We start from the raw sequence: 7,583 nt of genomic DNA, 5'->3' as shown, positions 1-7,583 counted from the left end.
CGAAGGAAGCGGCTCTTCGCGCTGCGCGCGAAGGAAGCGGCTCTTCGCGCTGCGCGCGAAGGAAGCGGCTCTTCGCGCTGCGCGCGAAGGAAGCGATGCACCTCGCTGCGCTCGGTGTGCTCGGCTGCGCCGAGCAGGAAGGACCCAGAGTGCTGCGCACTCCCCTGTGCTGCGCGCTGGGGAAGGGATGCCGATGCGCTCTGCGCATCGGGGAAGGGATATTCAGCGCTGCGCGCTGCGGAACAGATTGAGGGGGTTCCTAGGCGCTGTGGGCGTAGGACAGAACCGCTTTGCTGCCGCGGGTCCTTTGGGCCTGGTCCTTCGCTTCGCTTCGGACTGGTTCGGGGTTTGCGCTGAAGGGCTCGTTGTGAGGGCCTGAGTGATGTTTGTTCAGGTGACGGCTGCTTGGCCTTTGTTGGGGTGTGTTTTGCGTGTCAGAAGAGGACCTTTTTGCTGCGCTCAGAGGACTTCTGGGCTTCGCGCAGGTGGGGGTGAGGCTTGGGGTTGTGCGCCAAGGAGGGAGGCCGGCTTGGTTTCGCGAGGGTTGGGTTGGAAGGAAAGGCCAGGTCAGGTCGGGTGTGGTGGTGAATGTAGAGGTGCTTGAAGAGGTCTTGAGGAGGGGTGGATGGGTGTTAACGCCGTTAATGCTTTGGGTGGGTGTGATTCAAAGTGATGCGGGGATAGAGATAGGAATGAGTCAGATCCAGCGTGGTTATGGACAGACTGTCCGGCCTTGGTCGAAGGGGGTAGAAGTTGATGGGGCGTCAGGAAAGTGGGTGGACATGCGCTTGGGGACGGCGTTCAGTGCGCGCAGCGCGGTAGGGGACGGCCTATAGAAGGTACGGAGATGTGTTTGCGCAGGTCAGAGGGGGTACGGGGGGAAAGTTATGTCCCCTCAGGAGGGACATAACTCGGGGGATGTGTCGCTGGTAGGGGGACAGAACGACAGCAAAACGTCAGTGCGGCTGACGTTTTTTGGGCTAAAACGTCAGGATGGCTGACGTTCTTCCGGAGATGTGTCTGTTAACCGGGTGGAAGGGCGGCTGCGTTGGGTGGGGGCGGCCGGAGGGGGGTTGCCGAGGGCCATGGCCGAGATGTGTCCCTCCTGAGGGGACACAAGACACGCCGAACGTCAACGAGCGTGACATTAGTGTCACCCTTGTTGACATACTCTCTCTGCAGATCAACGAAGTGGAGAGCATCCTCGTGTCATCAGAGCCACAGCGCCGCCGGCCGAGTCCGTCGCGCGCGCCGCGTCCTGATCTCCCCGTTGATGACGCGATTTCGGCGTGGAGTCAGCCGCTGGCTCCGGTCAAGGACCTGGACAGTCTTGCCAGGCGGTATCCGAGCCGGAAGCTCACGCTGGACGGCGAGCGCAAGCCGCTGGAGTTCTACGGGACGCAGAGTCAGCCAAATGCGTTTTCGATGGACAGCCTGGAGTTCTTCCTGGTCATCGCGCAGTACTTCCGTGAAGCGCTGCCGTTGAGGCTGATCCTGCTGCTCATTGCTTGCCAGCGGGCGGGGGGGCGGATTCCACTTACCCAGGAGGAGATGGCTACGATCCTTGACGTCAGTCGGACAAAGACGTCGGAGGCGCTGCACACCGTCATGTCTCATGGGATCGTCTTCAAGGTGCGGCGGGGTGTGTACCAGTTCAACCCGCCCTACAGTTACCGGGTGGCTGAGTTCATCCCGGGTACGGAGACGGCGGGTGAGTTCGTGAAGGTGGAGCAGCACAGCACCATCTCGCAGATTCGCAGCGATACGAGCCTGCCCGACCTGGTGCGGTTCCCGTCGCTGGACCACATGCGGCAGGCAATCGAGGAACTGCGGGCCGAACGGTCCAAAGAGCGCGCTGCACGTCGGCTGAGCCGGGTGCAGCGCAAGGAAGAAGGGACAGCTCAGTGAGCACCTTGCGATTCGCTGCGGTCAACGCCGACGGGCTTCTCTCCGACCTCGACCTTCCGCCTGCGGCGTACCGCGTGCTGCTGAAGCTGCGTTCGCTGAGCGAGCCCGGGGGCCGGATCCTCATCGATCAGGCCACCATCGGCGGGCTCCTGGAGCTGAGCAGGCCCAGCGTGAACGCCGCGCTTCGGAGCCTGGAGCTCGCGAGACTGGTGCGGAAGGTCAGGAACGGGGTCTACCAGATCAATCCGATGCTGGCGGGTTACAACTCGTTCGAGGACGCGGTGGCGGCCGTGAACGAGATGCCGCCGGAGGAGCGACTGGACGCGCGCGGGTACGTGGCCAGCTATCACGAGGCCGTGGCGGCCTATCAGGACCAGCTCGCGGAGCAGCGCAAGAAGAGGGCGGCTCAGGCGGCGGCGAAGAAGGCTGCGGAGTCGAAGCGGCGGAGGACGTTGCACGCCGTGGGGTAGTGGTGTCGTTGGGGGCGCCTGAGGGCCCCTCAGGCGCCTTGGAGGGCCCCGGGTATATCCCGGGGCCCTCCTGGTTTTTCAGGGGCGGAGAGAGGCGCGTGGGGCTTCGTCAGAAGGCGAAGTCGACGTAGTCGATGTCGGTGAACTCCACGAGGAGGGACGTGGCGCGGGCGCCGTTGTCCTTGAAGTAGATCTCCTGGAGTGCCTCGGCCGTGATGTGGCGCAGTTGGGCCTCGGTGGCGCCGGCGTCCTGGGCCGCGAAGAGGCGGCTCGCGTACTCCGGGGGGAGGTGCTGGGTGATGCGGCGCATGCGGCCGTCGTCGGTGGTGCCGGGGGCCGCGGTGAAGCCGAACCGGGCGCGGGTCTCGATGACGACGCCGGTGGTCCGTGCGGCCTGGTCGCGGGCGCGCTTGCGGACCAGCGGTTGCCAGCGGCGGCGTACCTCCGCCTCCAGGCGGGCGGCCAGTTCGGGCTTCGGCTGCTTGATCTGGTTCTTGACGTAGCGCTCGACGGTGCGTTGGGAGATGCCGAGCGCCGCGGCGACTGCCTTGGTGCTCTTGAGTTGCTTGACCAGGAAGCGGACCTGGGCGCCCGCGGACTTGGGGATCGGGCGGGTGAAGTGCGGTTCGTCGGCCTTGGTGAGGCTGTCGGAGATGTCGTCGGGCATGGGTTACTCGCCGTCTGCTGCTGCGTCGTGGCCCTTGATGTGGCGGGCGGGATTGAGGCCTTCGTCGAGCATCTGCACGGCCCACAGGAGGGGCTGGGTGCCTTCGTGCTTGACCATGCCGGGGCTGACGCCGAGGCGGAAGCCGCCGGGGACGGGCTTGCCCTCGGGGGTGTGGGGGAGGAAGTCCAGGGGGTCGGGGCCGTCGGAGAGGTAGACCGCGCAGTCCGAGAGGACCGCCACGGGGTACAGGTCCGCCGCCGTGGCGAGTTTCTGCATCTTGCGGTGCATGTTCACGCGGGCCGTGGAGATGACGGCCGCGCGGATGTCGGGGCGCCAGGTGGGGCGTTCCAGGGCGGGCCAGGTCTCGCCCGGGCGGTAGCCGGCGCCCTGGGGGCGTTCGCGGAGCTTGCCGATGCCGCCCTTGACCGTCGCCTTGATGGCCGACAGGACGGCGGTGGAGGTGTTGGGGTGTTCCTTGTGCGTGGTCATGGCGCGGAGGAACTCGGGCGGGGTGAGGGCCGGAGTGACTCCGAGGTCGGCCATGGTCGCCAGGTAGGCGTCGCGGAGCCGGGTGTACCAGGCGTCGAGGTAGGGGCCGCTGTCGGGGCGGATCCAGGCCTCGGTGGGACGGACGTCGAGACCGAGTTCCTGGGCGTAGGCGAGGGTCGGGGTCGCGTACCAGGCGGGGCCGGTGGGAGGAGTGCCGTGAGGGGTGAAGGGGTTGGGGAGGCGGGGGTCGAGCGGGAACGACGAGAGGTCCGCCAGCCAGCATCCGGGGGTCTTGGGGTCGAAGCGCGGGGTGGTGGTGTGGGTCGCCGGGCCGAGGCCGACCAGGAGGCGGTTCGCGGCCGCCGCGAAGGCCATGTTCACATCGATGCCGACCGCGTGGGTCCGGGCGCACTCGGCGTCGGTGAGGAGCTCCGGGTCGCGGATCCAGTCGTAGGCCTCCTCGTCGAGGACCTCGGCGGGAGTGCGTTGGTGGGCGCGGGGGTAGAGCGCGGCGACGACCGGGTGTTCGTCGGGGGCCTCGGGCGGCGCGGGGTCGACGGGTCGGGTGAGGGAGCCGGCGACGGGGGCGGAGACCCAGGTGTTGGTCGCCTGGTCGCGGGCGGCCCGGGTGGGCGGACGCAGGGCCGTCATCAGTTCCAGGCCCGTGACGGCGGTCGAGCCGCGGGGGGTCAGGACGCGGGCGGCGTAGGTGGTGAGGAGTTCGGCGAGTTCGGGCGCGGGGAGCTCCGAGGTGTCCTCGCCCCAGGCGCGGGGGTCCAGGGCGCCCCAGGGGAGGACCGCGAGCTGTACGCATTGGCGGCCGCTGCCGGGAGTGGCGGGCCGGTAGATGCGCGGCCAGGGGCCGAAGCCGCGGCGGGTGAGTTGCCACTTGGCCTTCGTGAGTTGCTTCACGACGGGGTGGTTGTCGGGGAGGCGCAGGGCGCGGCGGTCTTCGAGGGTGAGGGGGAGACCGAGGGCCTCGGTGGCGGCGGCGGTGAGGACGAGGAGGGGGTCGCCGTCCTTGCCGTTGCGGTGGAGGCGGGGTGCGCGGAGGTCGGCGTCGGGGCCGAGGGCCCAGGTGACGAGGTCCGGCAGCCCGGAGGTGGGGTGGGGGAGGACGAGGCCTCCGGTGGCGTGGGCCCGGCCGGTGCCGTCCAGGACGGCGAGGGGGCCGTGGCCTTCGACGAGGAGGGGGACGCGGGGCCCGGGGGTGGTGGGTGCGGGGTGCCGGGGGGTGGCCCGTTGGGGGGCGGGTGCCTGCCGGTGCGTGGGGGTGGTGGAAGGCCCGGCCGTCGGGGGAACGGCGTTAACGCCGTTAATGCCGGGCGGGCTCGGGGGGTGGCCGGTGGGGGTGGGGGCCGGGGTGTTAACGGCGTTAACGCTGTCGGTGGGAGTGGGCGCCGGGGCGTTAACGGCGTTAACGCCGTTAACGGTGGGCGGGGCCGGGGCCGGGGGCTGGGCTGCGGGGGCGTTAACGGCGTTAACGGGGTGGAGGGCGGACAGGCCTTCGAGGAGGCGGGCGTAGGCGGCGCGCTTCGGGGGGCGGGGGGCCGTGCGGCCGGTTTCCCAGGAGGTGATCGTTTCGCGGCGGACGGACAGGGCCTTGGCGATCTGGTCCTGGCTGAGGCCGGCGGCCTCGCGCAGACGCTTGCGTTCGTCGGGGTCGGGCAGGCCGTCCTGCGCCGCCGCCTCTTCGAGCAGGGCGTCGACCGCCGCGAAGAGGGCGGACTGTTCGTTCATCTCGCTCATCACTACCTCCGGATGCAGCCTATGCGAACCGCACGGTTGAACGCACACGAAACGCACGTGGGGGCGTTAACGGCGTTAATGCCGTCACCGCCCCCGGCGTGGGTGCCCGACTCAGATCCGCTGCATCAGCAACTCGGTGACGGCCTTCAGGTCGTCCGGGGTGAGGTGGGCGGTGAGGGCGTCCGCGATGGTCTCCGGGGAGTGGGTGGAGATCGAGATGCGGGGGGAGGGTGCGGGAGCGGGGGAGGGGGGCGTCGTGCCGGCGTTAACGGCGTTAACGCCGTTAACGGTCGGCGGCGCCGGGCGGGTGCGCTGCCGAGGAGGGTTGACGGCGTTGATGGTGTCGGCCGCGGCGGCCTGTTCCTCCTGGGGGAGGCGGCCGATGCGGCGGGCGGGCTCGACCTTGAGCTCTCCCGTCTCCACCTTTTCCTGAAGGGTGGGGGTGAGGTTGAGCAGGGTCAGGCGCTGCGAGACCCAGGCCGCCGTCTTGCCGAGCCGCTTGGCCACCTGGGCCTGCGAGCCGTGGACCTCGACGAGTTCCTGGAGGGCGCGGGCCTGGTCCATGGGGGCCACGTCGACCCGGTGGACGTTGGCGATCAGCGCCGATTCGAGGATGTCCGCCGCGGACGCGGACAGGGAGTCGTTCACGTGGATGTGCATCGTCTTGAGGCCCGCGAGGTGGGCGGCGGCCAGCCGGCGGTTGCCGTCGATGACCACGTACGGGGCACGGCCCAGGCCGTCGGTCCGGCCCGGGTGCGCTTCCATGAACGCCATGCGGGTGGAGACCGCGAGGGGCTGGAGCTGGCCGCGGACCGTGAGGGACTGGGCGAGCTCGTCGAGGTCCGTGAGGTCCTCGCGGAGGTTGAAGGGATTGTGGGCGAGGGCCTCGATGGGCACCTCGGACGGGGGGACGACCCCGGAGGTCGGGGCGCCCGTGGCCTCGGCGATGGCCGCGCGGCGGGAGCTGACGCCGACCGGCTGGGCGCGGGCGAAGGAAGCCGAGACTCCGAGTTTGTCGGCCTTGCTCATGAGATCTCCCTGGCGAGCGCGCGCAGGGCGACGGCCTGTTCGCCCTTGGGTGCGTAGACGAACAGTGGCTGCTTCACACGTACGGCTTCGCGCTGTTCCTTGAGGTCGGGGACGATCGCCACGACCCGCGGATCCTTTATGTCCATCCAGGCCTGCAGTGAGGACGTGGCGATGTAGCCGCGGCGACCGTCGTAGAGGTTCACGACGAGGCCGAGGTAGTCGATGTCGAGGCTGAGGTCGTCGCGCAGATCGTTGATCTGGGAGGTGAGCAGGTCGTAGGCGTCGGCGGAGGAGTCCTCGGCCTGTACGACGATCAGCGCGCCGGAGGCGCCCGGCTGTTCGGTGTCGCGGCGACGGCCGTAGTAGATCGCGGCGTCCATGCTGAGGCCGAGGCTGGGCGGGCAGTCGATGAGGATGACGTCGTAGTCCGCCTCGACGGGGGAGAGGGCGCGTTCGAGGGCGGCCTCGCGGGCGCGGACGGTGGAGAGGCGGACGTCGAGGAGGAACGCGTCCGTGCAGGCGGGCAGGACGTGGAGCCGGTCGCCGAAGCGGTCGTCGGGGATGGCGACGATCAGGTCGGAGAGCGGGCCCTTGGCCTCACCGGCCATGTGGCAGGTCAGGCTGTCACCGCCGATGGGGAGGGTCTGCCGGCCGAGTTGCTTGGTGAGGTGGCCCTGCGGGTCGAAGTCGACGATCAGGACGCGCATGCCCAGGCCGGGGAGGTCTTCGAGGTCCAGGGTCGTGCTGGTGGGTGGCGGCTGCTCGGTGTGCTCCAGGTCGTCCACCGGGGCGAGGCGCGCGAGCTGGCGGGCGATGCGGACCGGGTGGAGGGTCTCGGGATCCTCGGCCAGGGCCTCCGCGGTGCCCGCGGTGATGGCCGTCTTGCCGACGCCGCCCTTCTGGTTGCACACCACGATGCGGCGTACGACCGCGGGCCGCTTCACCGTGGGGGCCGGGTTCATCTCCAGCCAGAGGCGCACTGCTTGCGCGAGTCCCTGGGTGAGCGAGACGCCGCGGTCCTTGGAACCCGAGCGGAACGACTCCCACTGGCCGGCGGGCAGCCAGGTGGAGAAGGACTCGGCGCCGGACGTGTCGACGGGGGAGGGGGCGGACGCGAGGGCGCTCCAGTTGGCGATGCCCTGGTGGACCGCGTCCTGGATGTCGATCCGCAGTTGGGCGGTGCGGATCTTCAGTTCCTGGCGGAGCCACGGGGGGAGCTTGGAGACGACCTTCTCTCGGTCGCTCTGGGACGAGGGCGAAGTCATGAGGGG

The 7,583-nt window shown here is 69.4% G+C and carries 7 protein-coding genes; 3 read left to right on the top strand and 4 right to left on the bottom strand.

Annotated features, from left to right (window positions below; translation table 11 throughout):
- From ACZ58N_RS37715 to ACZ58N_RS37705, 3 genes are all read left to right on the top strand, one after another.
- A partial coding sequence (locus ACZ58N_RS37715; RefSeq protein WP_471169799.1) for a hypothetical protein occupies positions 1 to 251 on the top strand: 251 nt, incomplete at its 5' end.
- Positions 252 to 1,191: 940 nt separating this feature from the next.
- Positions 1,192 to 1,908 (top strand): hypothetical protein, encoded by a 717-nt coding sequence (locus ACZ58N_RS37710; protein ID WP_319198739.1) that lies wholly within the window; start codon positions 1,192 to 1,194, stop codon positions 1,906 to 1,908.
- Positions 1,905 to 2,378: a MarR family transcriptional regulator gene (locus ACZ58N_RS37705; RefSeq protein WP_471169796.1), complete on the top strand. Its 474-nt coding sequence runs from the start codon at positions 1,905 to 1,907 to the stop codon at positions 2,376 to 2,378. Before ACZ58N_RS37710 ends, ACZ58N_RS37705 begins: the two co-directional genes overlap by 4 nt.
- Positions 2,379 to 2,487: 109 nt before the next feature.
- Here ACZ58N_RS37705 and tpg read toward each other — a convergent pair whose 3' ends face one another.
- The 4 genes from tpg to ACZ58N_RS37685 form a co-directional block, all read right to left on the bottom strand.
- The gene (gene tpg / locus ACZ58N_RS37700; protein WP_471169793.1) at positions 2,488 to 3,045 is read right to left on the bottom strand and encodes a telomere-protecting terminal protein Tpg; all 558 of its coding nucleotides are present in this window, start codon (positions 3,043 to 3,045) and stop codon (positions 2,488 to 2,490) included.
- A gap of 3 nt (positions 3,046 to 3,048) precedes the next feature.
- Positions 3,049 to 5,274 (bottom strand): telomere-associated protein Tap, encoded by a 2,226-nt coding sequence (tap, locus tag ACZ58N_RS37695; RefSeq protein ID WP_471169805.1) that lies wholly within the window; start codon positions 5,272 to 5,274, stop codon positions 3,049 to 3,051.
- Between the two features lie 120 nt (positions 5,275 to 5,394).
- A complete protein-coding gene (locus ACZ58N_RS37690) occupies positions 5,395 to 6,312 on the bottom strand; it encodes a ParB/RepB/Spo0J family partition protein (protein WP_471169790.1) in 918 nt (305 codons plus the stop codon).
- Positions 6,309 to 7,577: a ParA family protein gene (locus ACZ58N_RS37685; protein ID WP_471169788.1), complete on the bottom strand. Its 1,269-nt coding sequence runs from the start codon at positions 7,575 to 7,577 to the stop codon at positions 6,309 to 6,311. Before ACZ58N_RS37685 ends, ACZ58N_RS37690 begins: the two co-directional genes overlap by 4 nt.
- Between the last annotated feature and the right edge of the window lie 6 nt (positions 7,578 to 7,583).

The organism is Streptomyces sp. NPDC040432, assembly GCF_055595445.1.
Note: the sequence above shows the minus strand (reverse complement) of the source record. Positions and strands in the feature narration are given on the sequence as shown.